This window comes from Tunturiibacter empetritectus (genome assembly GCF_013410875.1).
Taxonomy (GTDB): domain Bacteria; phylum Acidobacteriota; class Terriglobia; order Terriglobales; family Acidobacteriaceae; genus Edaphobacter; species Edaphobacter empetritectus.
Genome location: NZ_JACCCU010000003.1, coordinates 459,161 through 475,435, shown reverse-complemented (window position 1 = coordinate 475,435; position 16,275 = coordinate 459,161). Strand labels below are relative to the sequence as shown.

The 16,275-nt window shown below is 59.7% G+C and carries 13 protein-coding genes; 6 read left to right on the top strand and 7 right to left on the bottom strand.

Annotation, left to right across the window (positions count from 1 at the left end; all coding sequences use genetic code 11):
* Window positions 1-38: 38 nt before the first annotated feature.
* Together HDF08_RS19810 and HDF08_RS19805 are read right to left on the bottom strand one after the other, a co-directional pair.
* The gene (locus HDF08_RS19810; RefSeq protein ID WP_257031293.1) at window positions 39-887 is read right to left on the bottom strand and encodes a fumarylacetoacetate hydrolase family protein; all 849 of its coding nucleotides are present in this window, start codon (window positions 885-887) and stop codon (window positions 39-41) included.
* Window positions 888-895: 8 nt separating this feature from the next.
* On the bottom strand, window positions 896-2,143 hold the full coding sequence (locus HDF08_RS19805; RefSeq protein WP_179640380.1) for a fibronectin type III domain-containing protein: 1,248 nt from the start codon (window positions 2,141-2,143) through the stop codon (window positions 896-898).
* Window positions 2,144-2,494: 351 nt separating this feature from the next.
* Between HDF08_RS19805 and HDF08_RS19800 the strand changes: the two genes are divergently transcribed.
* On the top strand, window positions 2,495-3,331 hold the full coding sequence (locus HDF08_RS19800) for a helix-turn-helix domain-containing protein (RefSeq protein WP_179640379.1): 837 nt from the start codon (window positions 2,495-2,497) through the stop codon (window positions 3,329-3,331).
* 65 nt (window positions 3,332-3,396) lie between these two features.
* Here HDF08_RS19800 and HDF08_RS19795 read toward each other — a convergent pair whose 3' ends face one another.
* The 4 genes from HDF08_RS19795 to HDF08_RS19780 all read right to left on the bottom strand — a co-directional run bounded on the left by HDF08_RS19795 (window position 3,397) and on the right by HDF08_RS19780 (window position 8,679).
* Window positions 3,397-4,566: an A/G-specific adenine glycosylase gene (locus HDF08_RS19795; protein WP_179640378.1), complete on the bottom strand. Its 1,170-nt coding sequence runs from the start codon at window positions 4,564-4,566 to the stop codon at window positions 3,397-3,399.
* A 98-nt stretch (window positions 4,567-4,664) separates the two neighbouring features.
* Window positions 4,665-5,327 (bottom strand): DUF1801 domain-containing protein, encoded by a 663-nt coding sequence (locus tag HDF08_RS19790; protein WP_257031292.1) that lies wholly within the window; start codon window positions 5,325-5,327, stop codon window positions 4,665-4,667.
* A 58-nt stretch (window positions 5,328-5,385) separates the two neighbouring features.
* Entirely contained in the window at window positions 5,386-7,143 is a 1,758-nt protein-coding gene (locus HDF08_RS19785; protein ID WP_179640377.1) for a L,D-transpeptidase family protein, read from the bottom strand.
* Between the two features lie 333 nt (window positions 7,144-7,476).
* The gene (locus HDF08_RS19780) at window positions 7,477-8,679 is read right to left on the bottom strand and encodes a hypothetical protein (protein WP_179640376.1); all 1,203 of its coding nucleotides are present in this window, start codon (window positions 8,677-8,679) and stop codon (window positions 7,477-7,479) included.
* Between the two features lie 169 nt (window positions 8,680-8,848).
* Here HDF08_RS19780 and HDF08_RS19775 point away from each other — a divergent pair, with 169 nt between their 5' ends.
* Window positions 8,849-9,286, top strand: a complete 438-nt coding sequence (locus HDF08_RS19775; RefSeq protein WP_179640375.1) for a DUF2251 domain-containing protein — start codon at window positions 8,849-8,851, stop codon at window positions 9,284-9,286.
* Between the two features lie 62 nt (window positions 9,287-9,348).
* Here the strand turns inward: HDF08_RS19775 and HDF08_RS19770 are convergent, their stop codons facing one another.
* On the bottom strand, window positions 9,349-9,882 hold the full coding sequence (locus HDF08_RS19770; RefSeq protein ID WP_257031291.1) for a 5' nucleotidase, NT5C type: 534 nt from the start codon (window positions 9,880-9,882) through the stop codon (window positions 9,349-9,351).
* A 113-nt stretch (window positions 9,883-9,995) separates the two neighbouring features.
* Here HDF08_RS19770 and HDF08_RS19765 point away from each other — a divergent pair, with 113 nt between their 5' ends.
* From HDF08_RS19765 to HDF08_RS19750, 4 genes are all read left to right on the top strand, one after another.
* Entirely contained in the window at window positions 9,996-11,696 is a 1,701-nt protein-coding gene (locus HDF08_RS19765) for a M1 family metallopeptidase (protein ID WP_179640374.1), read from the top strand.
* Window positions 11,697-11,812: 116 nt separating this feature from the next.
* A complete protein-coding gene (locus HDF08_RS19760; RefSeq protein WP_179640373.1) occupies window positions 11,813-12,592 on the top strand; it encodes a zinc ribbon domain-containing protein in 780 nt (259 codons plus the stop codon).
* A 130-nt stretch (window positions 12,593-12,722) separates the two neighbouring features.
* Entirely contained in the window at window positions 12,723-14,393 is a 1,671-nt protein-coding gene (locus tag HDF08_RS19755; RefSeq protein ID WP_179640372.1) for a DHA2 family efflux MFS transporter permease subunit, read from the top strand.
* A 216-nt stretch (window positions 14,394-14,609) separates the two neighbouring features.
* Complete coding sequence (locus tag HDF08_RS19750) at window positions 14,610-16,220, top strand: outer membrane beta-barrel protein (protein WP_373563240.1); 1,611 nt, start codon at window positions 14,610-14,612, stop codon at window positions 16,218-16,220.
* The last annotated feature ends 55 nt before the right edge of the window (window positions 16,221-16,275 follow it).

Here is a 16,275-nt window from a genome sequence, read left to right as displayed (position 1 = left end):
GCTGTTTTGTGCAGCTGTCTGTTAGAGCGCGGCGGTGGTCAGCCGGCGGCAAATTGATTATCGAGGACGCCGAGACCGTCTATTTCCACTTGGATGCGGTCGTTAGGCTGGACGGCTCCTACTCCTGCTGGGGTTCCTGTGGGAATGAGGTCGCCGGGCTCGAGGGTCATGGTGGCGGTGATGTAGCGGAGCAGGTCGGCGATGGGGAAGATGAGGTCGCGGGTGCTGCCCTGCTGCTTGACGACGCCGTTGAGGCGGGTGGTGATGGTGACCGGCGCTGGGGCTTTGTCGGCGAATCCGACGGGGTCGATCTCGTCGGAGACGATGGGGCCGACGGGGCAGAAGGTGTCGAAGCCCTTGGCGCGGGTCCACTGGCCGTCGGACTTCTGGATGTCACGGGCGGTGACGTCGTTGACGCAGACGTAGCCGCGAATGTAGGGGCGGACGTCTTCGTCGGGACCGATCCGGTAGCAGCGGCGGCCGATGACGACGCCTAGTTCTCCTTCGTAATCAACGCGGTTGGAGATGGCGGGCATGCGGATGGTGCCTTTGGGGCCGAGCAGCGAGGAGGGTGGCTTGAAGAAGAGGAGCGGCTCTTTGGGGACTTCGTTGCCCAGCTCGGCAGCGTGGTCGCGGTAGTTGCGGCCAACGCAGAGGATCTTCGAGGGGGTGACCGGTGGGAGGAGATACAGGTCGTCGAGCGGGGTGGGCTCGAAGTCGATTGCGAGGGTGGGGATGGGGACGCCGCCGAGGATGCGGGTGTTGAGGTCTTCCTGAGGGGCCTGCATGGGCAGTGTGGCCCAGAGGATGCCGTTGCGCTTCTCGACGAGGGCATAGCGTGGGAGAAAGGTGTCGTTTTCCGACGACAGGTACTTGCAGTAACGCATGTGTTTTTTTATTGCTCCCTTAATATTTCCTGCACTTCGGCGCTCGGGGCGCTCTCGTTTCCGATGGCATCGACCGCAGTGACGCGATAGGCGTAGCGATGCCCTGGGATGGCGGTTTGATCGCGGTAGGCAGGACCGACGATCGGGGATGGGTTCAGGCGCGTTGCTGGTCCCGCAACTTGGCCTGTCGAGGTAACTTCCTGTCGATACACACTATACCCGGCGAGATCGACATCTGTGTTGGGCGTCCATGAAAGATCGATGGACCGGTCGGATGGGGTGGCTCCGCCGGGCACGGCTTCGAGGCCGGTGGGGATGGCGGGGGGAAAGGTGTCGAGCATGGTAACGGTGACCGGAGTGGAGATCTCACTGCGAAGTTCGAGAGTGTGGCCGGCGAGGGAGATCTCACGAACCCTCCTGGCCGTGTAGCGGTAGCTGTCGCCCTTCTGTGTGGTCTGGTCGATGGTGCCGCCTGCGTCGGCTGTCTGTTTTGGGGTCTCTAACTTCACGTCGTCCGGCGTCTTCGGCTGTGCGGTCGACGTGGTCTGCGGTTTGGCGGAGGCGAAGGTGGTGGTCGGCAATGGCTTTCTGGATTTGCTGCGGAGTGCGGGCCTGGCTGCGGGGGTGGATGCTGAACTTGCCGGGACGGGAGCCTGGGTGCTGGTCATGGAGGCGAGGAGGTGGCGGTCAAGCTGTACCTGCAAGTTGCTTAAAGAGGTGTTTGGCTGCTGCCACTCCAGCTGAATGCCCTCTCGGACGGAGGTTGCCCGAAGCTGCTCGACTGGCGGCGGGGCTGCGCCGGCGGCGATGAAGGCCTCGGAGGAAGGGCCAGCGGAGCGGTTGTGGGGGTTGAAGAGCTGGACCTTGTAGGCGAGGAGCGAGGCGGGATCTGCCGTCAGCGAGGGGGGAAGGATCTCTTCGGTCTGGCTCGGTCCACTTTGTACGGGGAGTCGCTTGACCACCGTGCAGGCGGAAGTGGAAGCGGTGGCCGGGAGAGAGGCACGGCAGATCTCTGCGGTGATTGTGCCTTTGATTGCAAGGTGATCGGTGGTCTTCTCGGAAGTCGTCCAATGAAGCGTGACCCTGTCGCCGACTCTCTCGGCGGTGAGGTCTTTTACGACCTCGGGCAGATCGAGGGAGGGGGCGTGGGGCGGGCCGGGACTGGCGCAACCCACGGCGAAGACGATCGGCAGCGCGGTGACACCGAGGAATAGCCATCGCCGAGTCTGCGTACGGCTGGGGAGCAAAGACTTCATTGGTCTGTGACCATCATAGGGCCAGATCGAAGCTCTGTCCTGCCGGACGGGCCCACTGCGCTTGGCAATCCCGCAAACGAAGACCTGTTTGTGGGGGCCCGGTTCGCGCGGTCACTTCGTGACGGGTATACCCCTTCGGTAGATCCTCCCGTTGGTCGGCACGAGCTCAGCCTGCGACCAACGGGAGGAAGAGGTCCGCTCAAAGCTCACCTCCCTCATAAGCCAGATGAAGATCTTTTTGCCAGAGTGCGGCGTGAATGTTAAAAAACTGCATCCAATCCAGAAAGTGAGGCCCTTCGTACATCTTTTGACGGGGTTTCAACGTCTGTTGGCGTAGCGAATAAAAATCTTATGAGCAAAACTATATCCTCCTCCCTTCTGCCCCTCGCCGAGACTCCCGCTCCCACTAGCAGCCTGATTCCAGGCGGCGAGGCAAACCCGTTGCTGGGTATTCGCCACCTTCAGATCGATGGAGAGGCCGCCGAGTCGTTTATCGCCGAGAAGCGCATTGGGGAGCGCATCAAGCATCTGCGATTGAAAAAGTCGATGGGCCTGGTCGAGCTGGGCCGTCACACCGGGCTGTCGGCCAGCTTCCTGTCGCAGCTGGAGACCGGACGCGTAGTGCCGACGCTGCGCAACCTGGCGCGGATCGCGATGGTTTTCTCGAAGGATCTGAGCTACTTCTTTGATCCTGAGCCGCAGACGCTGTTCCGGGTGCATCGCCGCGATGAGCGGGTGCGCCTGCCGCAGACCGGAGCCGACGACCCTGCCTATTATTTCGAGAGCCTGGGGTACCTGGTTCCCGACCGCCAGCTTGATCCTTACTTCGCGGAGTTTCTGCCGGAGAAAGAGGGCCGTTCGCCGCGCGCGCATCAGCATGTTGGCTGCGAGTTTCTTTACCTGCTTTCGGGCTCGCTCGCGGTGCGGCATGGCGAGACGGTTCACACTGTGGAGGCGGGGGATGCGGTGTACTTCGATGCGAACACGATCCACAGCTATATGTGCACGGGCAAGACGGCGGCGACGGCGGTGATCGTGACGTTGCAGCATCCTGTGCTGATGCAGTTAGGGAGTGGAGCGCGGTCGACGAACGCCACCAATGGAAAAGTTCGCGGTGTTCCGGGCTCGATGCTCGCTCAGGCTGCTGCCGCTGCCGCTGGCAAGAAGGCCGCTCCACAGATGCACTAGATGTTTTCGGTACGGGGAGTCGCCGCGGCACTAAGTTCGTTGCGGCCCGCTGGGAGCGGGATCTCTCAGCGGGCCGAGATCGTCCTTTTCGGTGGGTTGGTGGCTGTCGGTAGCCTGGGGAGATCGACCTTCATGACATCGAGGCGCTGGAGTACTTTGCGCGCGAGTCCGGTGAGTGGTTTGGAGTTGAGCTTGTTGGTGGGGACCCAGTGTAGATCGCCCTTTGCGGCAGGAACGGCACGGCGCAGGCCCCGGTCCTGTGGTCCGCTGGCGGCGTAGACCTGGACATAGTAGTTGGTATTGGTGATGGCGTGGCGCAGGCGCAGCAGAGGTTCGCGGCCCTGGACTGCATCCTGCGGAAGCGGCGGCAGCTCGTACATGTCCGGCATCAGGCTGGCGTCTTCGGGGCGGCGCTCAAGCAGGACTTCGGTGAGGGTGCCGCGCTTTCGCAGGTTGAGCAAGTAGGCGGCGGGACGGCTGAGCTGCGCGGCGCGAGGCGGTGTGAGGTGCTCGCCGCGGGTCTTGCAGAGGGCATAGACAGGGCAGTGCAGGCAGAGCGGGGCCTTGGGCAGACAGAGGGTGGCGCCTAGCTCCATCATGGCCTGGTTGTGATCGCCGGCGGCGTTGGTCTGCTCGCCGATTCGTCGATTCGGCACCAGGGCCGAGGCTTGTTGCTGAACGAAGGCGCGGCCGGCGGCGTCTCTCTGCTCCGGCCGCCCGGTGAGGCGCAACAGGACGCGCTCCACGTTGCCGTCGACTACAGCGACACTCTCTCCGAAGGCAATGCTGGCGATGGCGGCGCTGGTGTACTCGCCGATGCCGGGAAGGGTGCGCAGCTCGGCGGCGGTGCCGGGCAGGATGCCGCCACGCTCTTCGATGAGGAACTGTGCGGCCTTGTGCAGCATGCGTGCGCGGCGATAGTAGCCGAGGCCCGACCAGAGGGCGAGAACTTCGGACTCAGGAGCAAGCGCCAGGGCGAGGATCGTGGGGAAGCGCCGGAGAAAGCTCTGATAGTGCTCGACGACGGCGGCGACGCGGGTCTGCTGGAGCATAACCTCGGAGAGCCATGTGCGGTAGGGATCGCTGACGTGACGCCAGGGGAGCTCGCGTGCGTGGGTGCGGTACCAGCTCATCAGCCTTCGCCGGAAGAGAGCGGCATCGAGGAGTGTAGTTTTCGGAGCAGCGGGATGCATTCGATCGTCGTTTGCGGTTGCTGGCCTGGGTACGGAGGACATCGCCCTCGAGTCTATCGTTTCGTGGAAGGATGCATACAGAGAATTTTGGTAAAGAGCGAGAACGTAAGTGTGATTGTTGATAGGTACGTAAGAACAGCTTACGTGGATTTGCCAGAGCGCAGACCGCTAGCAGTTTTGATACTTCCAGTTGCGCTGCTTGCCCTCGGCGATCCACTCGATTGCCGTTGCGATGCGTTTTCGCGGGTCTCGGGGCGCTTGGCGTCGGCGATCCACTCTGCGTACTCGCGCTTGCAGCTGGGGCTGAAGGAAGCGAAGACTGCAGCGGCTTTTTTGTTCTTCTTGAGCGCGGCGGTGAGTTCGGCAGGGTCTTCGATAGCGGGCTTCGGCGGTTTTACCAATTTGTTTTTGGCTGCCATGGGGCTGGTGTACTCACCGCGATCGATGAAGCCGGTGGCCTGACGGATGAAGAAGAGCATCTGCTTGTCGGAGGGCAGGTCCTTGACGGTGGTGATGCGTCCGAGGTTGCCCATGCCACCACGCTGGACGATGCCTGCCTCATGTAAGACCGCGGAGATCTCTTTGCCCCAGAAACCGAAGCTGCAGTGCTCTTTAAAAGCCGCCATGTTGCCGAGGTTGACGCCGCCATACTCGAAGAACGGCATGCTCCACTTGATGCTCTCTTCGACGTTGGGACAGGCTTTGTGAATGAGCTCGCGGAGGTGCTCGAGAATTGGCTGCGCGAAGGGCCTGGACTTCGCGACGTACATGTCTACGCGGGGGTTGAAGTTTGCAGCTGGCATGCTTTCTCTCCCTGTTTCGAGGACAGCAGTTTACACGGTGCTCGACCTTACACGATTGCTAGACCGTTTCGCCCTCCTTGGTTTTGGGCACGATGGGCTCGGGTTTGACCGGGTAGGGCGGCCCCTTGGAGAAGACCTTCTGCATCTCGGTGTCGTAGTTGTAGATGTCGTCGAAGAAGTGGACTTCGCCGCCGTCTTCGACGATGGCGGTGAGATAAAAGATGACGATGGGGAGAGGCGTTTTGAGGCTGACGGTCTTGTTGTCCGGACCACTGTTCATCGCCTCGTTTACTTTGTCGAGATCCCACTCACCCTGGCCCTGGAGAACCCAGGCAGCGAGGTCGGCGGGTTTCTGAACGCGGATGCAACCGTGACTGAAATCGCGGCGGGTCTGGTCGAAGAGAGATATGGCGGGGGTGGAGTGTAGGTAGATGTCGTACTGGTTGGGGAAGATGAACTTGACCAGGCCGAGCGAGTTCTTGGGGCCGGGCTTTTCGCGGACCATCACGGCGCCCTGGGCCACCTGGTGGGCGGTGTAGTCGGTCTGGACGATGCCCTTGTTGTTGGTGACTTCGAAGTTTTTACTGGCGAGGTAGCCGCGGTTGGACTCGATGTGGGGCACCAGCTCCTTGCGGGCGATGTCGACCGGGACGCTCCAGTAGGGGCGGAAGACGAGGTACTTCATCATGTGGGTAAAGACAGGGGTCTCGTGTTCGCCTTTTACCTGGCCGACGACGACGCGCATGGTGAAGTCGAGCTTGTGGTCGGGGTCGAAGCCGCGCAGGACAAACTCCGGCAGGTTCACCATCAGGCGTGCGTGCAGGTAGGGCTCGGGGAGCCAGCGCCAACGTTCGAGGGAGTCTTGAAGCTGGGCTACGCGGAGGTCCATGGGGACGTTGAGGGACTTGATGGTCTGCGGCGTGAGTTTGCCGTCTTCGGTGAGGCCGTGGCGATGCTGATAGTGCTTGACGGCGTCGGAGAGGTTGGAGTCGAAGGTGGTGGGAGACGTAAGGGTGGCGTCGGGTTCGGCATCGCCTTCAAGCTGGAGTCTCGTGAGCAGGGCTGGGAGCGCGGCATAAATGCCGCCCACCGAGATTGATTTGGGCACGGTGGGGAGGGGATCTGCATGGGCTTCACCCTGCTTCTTCGCGAGGTCCATGTAGTGCGCGAGGGCAGCTTCGGTCTGGCGGTATTCTTCGGAGTCGGGTTCGACGCTGGTGATGAGCTTGGGCACGTCGGTGGCGTCTACGGCGTTGTCAGAGACGAACTCGGCAAGGTCGTATTTCTTGTCCTGTACGGGAATCTCGAAGTTGAAGTGCGATGGATTGACACGGCCCATGCGCAGATCGGAGATGTAGCGCATTACATTGACCGTCATCGCTACGTCGAAGAGCGAGATGGCGTCCTCGGATTTGCTGTTGAGGGCTTGAACGCGATCGGCCCAGCGCGGCGCGTCGTAGTCTTCCGGGATCAGACCCTTCGTCGCGGCGTCCTGGAATGCCTGGATAAAACCCTTTGCTGAGGCGGTGGGTGCTCCGTCACGGGTCCATGCGACCTCATAGTTGCGGTCGTCGTAGAAGGTGGCCACGATGGATTGGTAGTCGGAGAAGTTCGGCCAGCGCAGGTTAGGAACCTTGGTGGTGTCGACCTTTTCGGGTGGCAGCACTTTTTTCTCGACCATCTCATGCAGCTTGTCTGCGTACGCCGTCGTATTGGGTTGTGACTTCGACTTACGGTGGCGATGGCATCCGCCCACCAGCAGCAAAACGGTAAGAGCAGATGCGGTGCAGGCGGAGCGGAGAGAGACTTTCATCATCACGGGACGAGACCATCCTTCAGGGCGCAGCAGATTTATGAGGGTGCGGACCCATTATGCCGCATCAGCCGACAACTCCGCGCAACTGCCGGGTCCTGCCGGACGGGCGCCCTGCTTGGTCACCCCAAAAACGAAGACCTGTTTGTGGGGACCCCGATTCGGCGGCGGTCACTTCGTGACTTGTATACCCCTTCGGTTGGCGCTCCCGTTGGTCGCGAAAGAAGATGATTCCGACCAACGGGAGGATCGGAGCAGCCAGCCTCGCCCAAACAAGGTATACGCGTCACGAAGTGACCGCCCTCCGCGCAGGAGGCCCGTCCGGCAGGACCGCTTCTAACGCGCGATCTCTGGCAGGAGCGAGAAGCAGAGAATCGCCTGCATGAAAAGGATTGCTCCGGAGAGGGCGAGAAACATCCTGCGCTGGCGCGTCTCCAGAGCGTCCGCGAAGACTCCGCCGACGAAGGTGAAGAGAAAGGGCAGCGCCCACAGCCAGGGTTGCGACACTGTCTGCGTGGTGACCAGCGGAGAGAGCAGCAGAACCATGACGAGTGGGGCGGTGTTGCCAAAGTAGCGGCAGCGGCGGATGGAGACATAGAGCACAAGCGCTACGAGCGTGGCTACGACAATGGGAGCATTTGCGAAGTTCAGGAAGAAGCGTTTTGCTCCATCCAGCGCAAACCAGAGACGCGCTCCGCCGCCGGTGAAGATGTAGCTGAATGGAGCGAGGCGGAAGGCATAAGACGCGAAGAGGATCGCCAGTGCGCCGACCGCGGAGAAGACGAGGATCTGCATGACATAGCTGCGACGGCGCTGCGCGAGATACATCATCCACACGACCGCCATCACAAAGCCGAGGATGGCTGCGAGCAGATGCGCGGCGGCGGTGAGTCCCAGGGCGAGGGTGAGGAGCGCGATGCGCGGCCGCCATTTACGCCGCGGACCCTGCATCGCATGAGCGACTCCCATGGCGGTATAGACGAGGCCGTAGAGTCCCCACATCGCCAGGACTTCGTTGTTGGGTGTGACTGCGGAGCGAACGATCGCCGGACAGAAGCAGTAGAGCCCGAGTGCGAAGAATCCTCCTTCGTTGCCAAAGAGTCTGCGCGAGACCCACCACAGGCCGCCGCCAAGCCAGATTGCGAAGAAGAGGAAAGGCAGATGAAGGAGATATTTGACGCTGAAGAGCTCGTGCCGCGCCTCCCAGGTCGAGCCGTTCAACGAGCCTTGCGTGTAGAGTCGATTCTCCGGCTTGCGAAGCTTATCTGCGCCGAGCATTGCCAGGCGCTGCACGGTGAGCGGAAGACCGGCGACGCGATAGGCAAAGGTGCCGTCGCCATTGAGATTGCCGCAGGTGGTGAAGTAGCCGGCCAGCGGCGAGGGGCGCTCCCACATCTCGCGGCCGCACTCGGCATAACGATAGTCCTGCTGCGAGAGCTGCTGCCGCCCAATAACCCACAGGCACTCGCCTAGAAAAATCAGCAACAGCAACGCAGCCAACTGCTGCGGTCGTCCGAACTTGATGCGGGGGAGCTTCATTCCCATTCTGAAGTATGCCGGCCTTTATCTTTCCTTAAGTCTGATCTCGCATTTGGCTATCCGGGTGCAATTCGGGTGCAATTGCGGTGCAACTGGCATGCACATTGCCGCGCAACCTACACCGCCGGAGGGGTTCGGCAGCCGCCTCATCGAGTGTATCGTGAGAGATATGCAGTCGCTTTCTTTTACCCCTGGCCGTGCCTTTCTCTCAGTCAACTCGCCCGTCGTTCCGTGGACCGTGGTCTTCGAAGACGAAGGTGTCGCTGGATATTTTTATGCCTGCGATCGCTCGCAGGAGGTGCATGAACACAGCATTATGGACGCAATGCTGATCTACAACGTAGCCGCGCTGGCCAAAAGCGACGCCGAGTTGCAGCGCCCTGAGCCGCAACGCATCGCCTCGGTGGAGTGGTCGCGCGATGGCCTGCAGGCCGTGCTCTATCTCGATGGAACCGCGCAGGCTCTCTATGACTTTCAGGCGCGTTGCGGATACTGCCGCATGGACTTTCCGAACTTCATCTCGGAGCAGGGCGATACGTGGCGCAAGTCCAGCCATGCCTGGTCCGATGCCGCGTTGCAGCGCTTCGAATCGAACCTGTACGCCTGACGAAGCGGGTGCGTGGTCAGAGCAGAGAGTGCTTCGTGGTCAGCTCAAAAACAACTTCGCGGTCAGCCCAAAAACAGCTTCTCTACGTCGAGCCAGTCGTTGACGCGCCTGTAGCCGGTGACCCCGGCGTTGTGGGGTGAGGTATAGAGAATGCCTTCGCCCATGAAACGCCGCAGCTGCCGGGGATTGTCGTCTATTAGGTAGTCTGCGCGCAGGATGCTCTTGTCGCCGCAGTAGACGATGTTGGATGCGGGGATGAAGGGGAAGTGCTTCGCCAGCCAGCGGTACTTTGCCTGGAAAGAGGTGGGAACCTCCATTGCTGCGGTGGCGATAAAGACCTCATAGTTGGTGTGCAGCCGCTCGAGGACACGCTGCGACTCCGGCATCACGGCCAGGACCTCGAAGAAGTCTTCGGAGCGAAGGTATGCGTCGAGCACGGTGTGGCGATCCACTGAGACGACGTCCCACAACCACTTGCCCTGGAGGTCTTTGAGGGTTACGTTCTCGCCGAAGTGCTGGTTGTAGCGCAGGAGATGCTCGCCGAGCGCATCCGCCATCACCTCGTCCATGTCGATGCAGATTCGGGGGATTGCCATCAGGTCTTTGTTTTAGCAGGTGTCCGCGCAGGTGTCCAAAAAAACGGACCACTGCCTTCGCGTCTCGTTGTTTGGGCGCTTCACCGTGTAGAAATCGCGATAGGCTAAAGTCAATGCTCACGAACGCCTTCCGCAACCGGCTCTTCAGGTTTTTCCTGCTGTCCTGCAGTCTCTCGCCGCTCTTCGCGCAGACGTCGACGCCTGCTGCCAACGCAACGGCTCCGCCTGCGGTCAACAAACCAGCGATCAAAGAACCTACACACGCCGACCTTCTGCGCGGAGCCTACGGGCCTTATCGCGCCAATAACGATCTGCTCTTCTATCGTCTCGACCTGCGCGTCGATCCGGCCAAGAAGTTCATTAGCGGAAGCAATATGATTCGCTTCAAGATGCTTGCAGACGGCACGCGCATTCAGCTTGAACTCTTTGCTACGTTGCAGATCGACAAGATATCTATGGGCAAGAGCACGCTGAAGTATGAGCGTGACGGCGGCACCTTCTTCGTAGACTTCCCAAAGACCCTGCGCGCTGGCCATACCTACTCAATCGACGTTCACTACTCGGGAAGCCCCGTGGAGACTGGCCGTTTCGGCTGCTTCACTTTTAAGCAGGACACCGCCGGACATCCCTGGATCAACACCGCCTGTGAAGAGACCGGCGCGAGCGTCTGGTGGCCGAATAAAGACCAGTGGCGCGATGAGCCGCAGGAGGGCATGGAGATCAACGTCGCTGTTCCGAACGGCCTGATGGATGTGTCGAATGGAAAGTTTATGGGCAAGAAGGATCTCGGCGATGGATATACCCGCTGGGACTGGAAGGTGCATTACCCCATCAACAACTACGACGTCGCGTTGAACATCGGCAACTACGTTCACTTCGACGACAAGTTTGGCGATCTGCCGCTGGACTACTACGTTCTGCCTGAGGACCTTGATGGGGCGAAGCGTCAGTTTGCGCAGGTGCCCGGCATGATGAAGGCCTACTATCACTACTTCGGCGAGTATCCGTTCAAGAAAGACGGGTACAAGCTGATTGAGGTTCCGTACGCGGGGATGGAGCATCAGAGCGCTGTCGCGTATGGCAATCACTTTCACAATGGCTATCTTGACCGCGACTGGACCGGCGTTGGTATCAGCCCGCGCTTCGACTTCATCATCATTCACGAGAGTGGACACGAGTGGTTCGGCAACGCGATCACGGCGGCTGACAAGTCCGACATGTGGATCCACGAGGGCTGGACCACCTATCTGGAGTGTCTCTACGTGGAGTACAACTACGGCCACGAGGATGAGGTGAAGTACGTCAACGCGCTGAAGAAAAAGGTGAAGAACGATCGTCCGATTATCACCGCGCGCGGCACCAATGCCGAGCCACCGCAGGACCAGTACTTTAAAGGCGCACTGTTTATCAACACGCTGCGCAGCATTGTGGATGACGACGCTCGCTGGTTTGCGCTGATCCACGACTTCTATCAGCACTTCAAATATCAGAACATCATGACCGAGGATGTCGTGCAGTACTTCAATCAGCAGACCGGGATGAACCTGACTCCGGTCTTCGATCAGTATCTGCGCCATACGGCGATTCCCACGCTGGAGCTGAAGTTCGACGAGGCCTCAGGCAAAGTCCAATATCGCTGGCAGGTCGACGAAAAAGACTTCGCTATGCCGGTGCGCGTAGGCTTGAAGGAGCACTGGGAGATAATCCATCCCACCACCGAGTGGCGGACCATGAAGACGCCGCTCACCAAGGATCAGTTCGATGTGGCGACCGATCTGTACTACATCAACGTGGATAAGCTAGCCAAGCAATAAAGGCGCATACTTAAAAGGCGCATACTTAACAACTGGCGCACGCGGTGCTAGACTTCGGGACTTCCGCTGTTGTTGAATTTTTCAGCGATCGAACCGAGGGTAAGGAGAGACGCGAGATGCATCCGGATCTTGAAAAGCTGGTCGTATTGCAGGCGTATGACGTCGAGGCCAAGCGGCTTCGTGATGAGATGGTGGCTCTGCCGAAGCACGTCGCCACGCTGGAGACCAAGGCGAAGGCGAGCCAGGGACAGCGCGGCGTCATCGTCGATCTGATCGCTAAAGAGGAGGCGCTGCGGCGGCGGCAGGAGTCCGACGTCAAGGATCAGAAGGCCAAGATCGACCGCACGCGCAAACACATGGACCTTGCCACGACGACCGTGCAGGTGACCGCGTTCGAGCACGAGATCGCCTTTGCGCAAGCGGAGATCAGCAAGCTCGAGGACGCCGAGATCGAGAGCATGGAGCGCAGCGAGGGACTCGAGTTGCAGAAGAAACTCGCGGACGACGCCGTCACCGACGCGACCGCCACGCTGGAGCGCGAGCGAATCGGGGCGACCGAAACCGTCGCCGCAGATAAGACCCTGCTGGCTGCTGTCGAGGAGAAACGTATCGCCGTGCGTGCTGAGATCGGCGAGGCCGCGCTTTCCACTTATGACCGAATCGCAAAGGCAAAGGGAACAGGCGTAGCCGAGGCGCTCAATCAGAAGTGCATGGCCTGCCAGATGATGGTGAGGCCGCAGCGCTGGAACGACCTTCGCGATCGCAGCAATGACGAGACCATGATGACCTGCGAGAGCTGTGGCCGGCTGCTCTACTACGATCCGGCGCGGGATGCTCCTCAGCGCAAGACCGTTCCAGTGGAAAGCATCGCGGCGTCGATTATTCGATCGCTCTAAAACCAAGCGGCAAGATGCAGTGGCCGACGCTGGATATGGTAAAGAAGCGGCCATTTCAATGGCGTTCACTCAAATTTTGTCTGAAACTCTCTGAATCCGGGCCTCGTCGAGGCAAATCTAATCACCACACATGGCAGCTACTGTAGTAGACCTCACCGAGGCCCAGTTCTCTGAAGCGAGTAGTCCCGAGCACCACCCAGCAATGGAACGCCCCTGGCGTCCGCGGATCAACCCATGGATTATCGCCATGACGGTGACGCTGGCAACCTTCATGGAGGTGCTTGACTCCTCAATTGCCAACGTCGCGCTGCCGCATATCGCGGGCGGCCTGGGCGCTACGCAGGATGAGGCCACATGGGTGCTGACGGCGTATCTGGTTGCGAATGCGATCATTCTGCCCGCTGGCGCCTACATGACGACGTTCATTGGGCGCAAGAAGTTCTACATGATCTGCGTTGCGTTGTTCGGCATTAGCTCCGCTCTCTGCGGCTTTGCCCCTTCGCTTCCGATCCTGATCTTCTGCCGCATCCTTCAGGGCGTTGGAGGCGGCGGACTTGCGCCGTCGGAACAGGCGATTCTTGCCGACACCTTTCCTCCCGAAAAACGTGGACAGGCCTTCGCGATGTATGGCCTTGCCGTCGTCTGCGCGCCTGCGATCGGGCCTACGCTGGGCGGCTACATTACGGACAACTTCGACTGGCGCTGGATCTTCTTTCTCAACGTTCCCATCTGCCTGATTTCGCTCTTCCTCACCTCGCGTATCGTCGAAGATCCTCCTTACGTGAAGAAGCAGGTTGAGCTCTCGCAGAAGGGCGGTATCAAACTCGATTTTCTCGGCTTCGGGCTGCTGGGTCTTACCTTCGGCTCGCTCGAGTTCATTCTTGACAAGGGCCAGGAGGATGACTGGTTCGCCTCAAAACTGATCACCTTCTTCACCGTCACCGTGGTGGTCGCTTTCGTGACCATGATCTGGTGGGAGCTCAAACAACTGCGCGACGGCCACCGCCCAATCCTTAACCTCACCCTCTTCAAACGCCGCAACTTCGCCATCAGCTTCGTCCTGATGTTCGTGCTCGGCTTTTCACTCTACGGCACTACTATCCTGATTCCGCAGTTTGTGCAGACGCTGCTTGGGTACACTGCCGAACTTGCCGGGCTGGTGCTTTCGCCCGCGGGTCTGATGATGATGTGCATGATGCCGATCGTCGGCATTCTGGTGGGCAAGATCGATCCACGCAAGCTCATCGGCTATGGCTTCGTCATGTTGACGCTGTCTCTGGTCACGATGCACACGCTGAACCTTGGCGTGAGCTATGGCTACCTGGTCTTTGTGCGCTGCTTCCAGGCGTCGGGTATTGCGTTCCTGTTTATCCCGATCAACACCATCGCCTATATCGGCGTGAAGCAGTCGGAGAACAACGACGTCTCGGGCCTTACCAACCTGGCGCGTAACATCGGCGGCTCCTGCGGAACGGCGTTCGTCGCGACCATGCTGATCCGCCGCACCGCAGCGCATGAGAACAACATGGTTCGCAATCTTACCTCGGGCAATCAGGCCTTCATGAATCAGGTGGCGAAATTGAAAGGGATGTTTGGCGGACACAGTGGCGGCAACCCCATGACAGGCGCCGGCTCCCACACTGCCCAGGCCTACCTTTACAACGAGCTGCACCGTCAGGCCGGCATGCTCGGCTATCTCGACATCATCCAGTACCTCGCGGTCTTCTGCGCCTGCATGCTGCCGCTGCTGTTTTTCATTCCGCGGCCACCCAAACATGCGAGCCCTTCCGCCGGCCACTAGTTCCGCACGTTAGTCAAGAAAACCAAAGGGTTGCGTCCAAGTGGAGGCAACCCTCTCTCTTTTAGCCCAAGCTCAAAACTTCACGCTCTTTATGGATTCGTTATGCCTTCTTGACGAACTCGTTATAGCAAGCTCGCTACGCTCTAAGTATCAGCGTCTTGCGGCTTGGCGGTTCCTTGCACCAGCCACGGCGGCTGTAAGGAATGGAGAGCGTCAGTGAAAAACAGAATAACCTTATGCGGTCAGCGATTCGGTCTGGCTGCGCTTAGCTTTGCAGCGGGGATGGCTGTTTGCGCAAGCAATCTTCGGGCTCAGACGACAGAGCCGAATCTGCAGACGGCCGTAGAGAATACTCAGTCCACACCGGAGCACCAGACAGCTCAGGACCAGAAGATTCAGCAGTTGCAGGACAAGCTGGAGGAGATTCAGAAGGAGTTGACGGCTCTGAAGACGGCCAGTGCCATTGCGCCGGAGACGCACCACGTCACAACAGCAAAGGCCTCTGTCTCCTCTTCTGTTCTTACGGAGGCTGAGCCTGAGATTACCGACCCGAAGAGTCCGCACTCAGAGCCGTTCGCTTTTGCCGACTTTACCTGGCTTAATGGAAATGCGCGCACCAAAGATACTCCGTATGCGACCAAATTCTTCACGCCTGAGATTCGCTCGGATGTGAGTTATACCTACGACTTCCGCCATCCGCAGGACGACACCATCGTTGGTTCTAGCGAGGTCTTTCGATCGAGCGAGGTGACCCTGACCGATCTCGGGATCGGCGGCGACTTCCACTTGAACAATGTGCACGCCCGGGTTTTGAGCCAGATCGGCCTCTACGCCACGGCCACACCGCGCAACGACGCCAGCCCCTCACGCGGGCAGTGGGACCTTGCCGACGCCTATCGTTATGTGGGCGAGGCCAACGCAGGCTACCACTTCAACGTGCAACACGGCCTCAACGTGGATGCCGGTATCTTCCTCTCTTACGTCGGCCTGTTTTCGTTTTATCAGTTCGACAACTGGGCCTATCAGCCGTCGTACGTCTCCTCAAACACTCCGTGGTTCTTCAATGGCGTGCGCGTGCAGTGGTATCCGACGGCCAAGTTGAAGATCGAGCCGTGGTTCATCAATGGCTGGCAGTCATATGGCCGCTTCAACAATCGGCCCGGCCTGGGCGGACAGATCCTCTATCGACCCACCGGCAAGCTGGAGATTCTCGGCAACCAGTACGGCTATGGCGAGGACGCGCTTGGCATCGGCAACCGCACACGGTATCACACCGACGACAGCATCGAGTACAAGTACTATGACCGCCCCATGGCAACCATCAGCAAAGCTGCGATGACGCTTACCGGCGATGCTGGTTGCGAGAGTGGCGGCGGGGTCAGTTGCATGGGGAACGGCAAGAACGGGCCAAAGCAGAGCTTTCTCGGCTTCATGTTTTACAACCGGCTCTGGTTTGACCGTGATAAATACGGCCTGACCGTTGGCGGTGGACGCATCAACAACCCCGGCCGTTACCTCGTCCTTCTCCCACCGATCAATGGAGCGACAGCAGCTTCAGGAACACCTTACTTCACAGAGAATCCAGGTGATCCGTTCAAGGCTTGGGACGCTTCCGTGACAGCCGACTACATGCCGAGTCAGTACTTCACCTATCGGTTGGAGTACAACCACCGTGCAGCGAACGTCCCATACTTCGCCGGACCCGGTGGCGTCACTCCGCCAGGAGGAAATACATTCGGAGCACCGGGTTCAGTCGTTGCAGGGTGGAGTCCCGATCTTCGCGAGAGCGAGAACCGCCTGACCGTGGCGTTTCTGATGAAATTCTAACCGCAGCAACCAATGCAACGTCTAAGAGAGCCTCAGGAACGTGCCTGAGGCTCTT

Coding starts and splice junctions, on each gene's coding strand:
- HDF08_RS19810 (WP_257031293.1), bottom strand. CDS start 887: ATGCGTTACTGCAAGTACCTGTCGTCGGAAAACGACACCTTTCTCCCA.
- HDF08_RS19805 (WP_179640380.1), bottom strand. CDS start 2,143: ATGAAGTCTTTGCTCCCCAGCCGTACGCAGACTCGGCGATGGCTATTC.
- HDF08_RS19800 (WP_179640379.1), top strand. CDS start 2,495: ATGAGCAAAACTATATCCTCCTCCCTTCTGCCCCTCGCCGAGACTCCC.
- HDF08_RS19795 (WP_179640378.1), bottom strand. CDS start 4,566: ATGTCCTCCGTACCCAGGCCAGCAACCGCAAACGACGATCGAATGCAT.
- HDF08_RS19790 (WP_257031292.1), bottom strand. CDS start 5,327: ATGCCAGCTGCAAACTTCAACCCCCGCGTAGACATGTACGTCGCGAAG.
- HDF08_RS19785 (WP_179640377.1), bottom strand. CDS start 7,143: ATGATGAAAGTCTCTCTCCGCTCCGCCTGCACCGCATCTGCTCTTACC.
- HDF08_RS19780 (WP_179640376.1), bottom strand. CDS start 8,679: ATGAAGCTCCCCCGCATCAAGTTCGGACGACCGCAGCAGTTGGCTGCG.
- HDF08_RS19775 (WP_179640375.1), top strand. CDS start 8,849: ATGCAGTCGCTTTCTTTTACCCCTGGCCGTGCCTTTCTCTCAGTCAAC.
- HDF08_RS19770 (WP_257031291.1), bottom strand. CDS start 9,882: ATGGCAATCCCCCGAATCTGCATCGACATGGACGAGGTGATGGCGGAT.
- HDF08_RS19765 (WP_179640374.1), top strand. CDS start 9,996: ATGCTCACGAACGCCTTCCGCAACCGGCTCTTCAGGTTTTTCCTGCTG.
- HDF08_RS19760 (WP_179640373.1), top strand. CDS start 11,813: ATGCATCCGGATCTTGAAAAGCTGGTCGTATTGCAGGCGTATGACGTC.
- HDF08_RS19755 (WP_179640372.1), top strand. CDS start 12,723: ATGGCAGCTACTGTAGTAGACCTCACCGAGGCCCAGTTCTCTGAAGCG.